This is a genomic window from Caulobacter sp. P1_B12_2 (assembly GCF_056406675.1).
On sequence record NZ_JBFTZS010000731.1, the window covers coordinates 1 to 1,290 of the forward strand.

Genomic DNA, 1,290 nt, shown 5'->3' on the forward strand with positions numbered 1-1,290 from the left:
GCTGAGCGTCGAGGACCTGGCCAAGCGCCTGCCCGAAGGGGCCGACATCGGCGCGGGCCTGGCCGACCTGCACGCCCGCTACGCCGGCCGGGGCATCGAGCTGGTGYAGGTGGCCGGCCGCTGGCGGTTCCAGACGGCCCCAGACCTGGCCTTCCTGATGACCGAGGAGCGCGAGGAGCCGCGGCGCCTGTCCAAGGCCGCCCAGGAGACCCTGGCCATCATCGCCTATCACCAGCCCGTCACCCGGGCCGAGATCGAGGCCGTGCGCGGCGTGCAGGCCAGCCGGGGCACGCTGGACGTGCTGCTGGAGCTGGGCCTGGTCAAGATGCGCGGCCGCCGCCGCACCCCCGGACGCCCGGTGACGTTCGGCACCACCGACGCTTTCCTGGAGCACTACGGCCTGGCCACCCTGGGCGACCTGCCGGGAATCGCCGAGATGCGCGCGGCCGGCCTGCTGGCCCTGGACCTGCCGCCGGGCTTCTCCGTACCCGATCCGATGGGCCTGCGTCCCGGCGAAGACGAGGACCCGCTGGAGGACGGCGACGAGGCCCCCGAATTCGCTCAGGATTTCCTGGGAGACATGGAAGGGCGATAGGGGGCTTTACACATCGTCGCAGGCGGAGGCTTATCGTCCGGCGCCGCTTTGCCCCCCGCCTCGCGACCGCCTATATTGTCAGAGATATTGTAACGACACGCCACAGCGGCTAATGGGCCGCTGTCGCAAGGAGCATCGTCGTCATGGGTAGCATGAGCTGGATCCACTGGGTGATCGTGATCGCGGTCGTGGCCCTGCTGTTTGGCGGGCGCGGCAAGCTGTCCGGCATCATGGGTGATGCGGCCAAGGGCATCAAAGCCTTCAAGGACGGCCTGAAGGACGATCCGTCCGACGAGGTCGCCGCCAACAAGGCCACCGGCGCGCTGCCGCGCACCGACGCCGAGAAGGAAGACCTGCGCAAGTCGTAGGAGATTCGTCGCGCCGCGCTTTCCGAGAGGAGGGCGGGCGCGGCTATCGTTCACTTCGCGCGCCGGTCGCCGGCTCGCTCTAAGGCGCGTCTATGCTCGGTTTTGATGTCGGCGGCACGGAACTCCTGGTCATCGCCGCGGTCGCCTTGATCGTGGTGGGTCCCAAGGACCTGCCCGTTCTGCTGCGAAAGCTCGGTCAGTTCGTGGGGCGCATCCGCGGGATGGCCAACGAATTCCGCGCCAGCTTCGACGAGATGGCCCGCCAGTCGGAGCTCGACGAGCTGCGCAAGGAAGTCCAGGCCATGCGCGAGGGGCAGTACACCGCCC

3 protein-coding genes are annotated in these 1,290 nt (G+C 69.0%); all 3 read left to right on the forward strand.

What is annotated here, in order from left to right; all coding sequences use genetic code 11:
- Positions 1 to 595: SMC-Scp complex subunit ScpB (scpB, locus tag AC1DZ6_RS25290; RefSeq protein WP_477099838.1), on the forward strand; the 595-nt coding region annotated here is incomplete at its 5' end.
- Between the two features lie 143 nt (positions 596 to 738).
- Complete coding sequence (locus AC1DZ6_RS25295; protein WP_029916543.1) at positions 739 to 963, forward strand: twin-arginine translocase TatA/TatE family subunit; 225 nt, start codon at positions 739 to 741, stop codon at positions 961 to 963.
- 92 nt (positions 964 to 1,055) lie between these two features.
- Positions 1,056 to 1,290 (forward strand): Sec-independent protein translocase protein TatB (gene tatB, locus AC1DZ6_RS25300; RefSeq protein WP_477099839.1); only part of this gene is annotated, 235 nt, incomplete at its 3' end.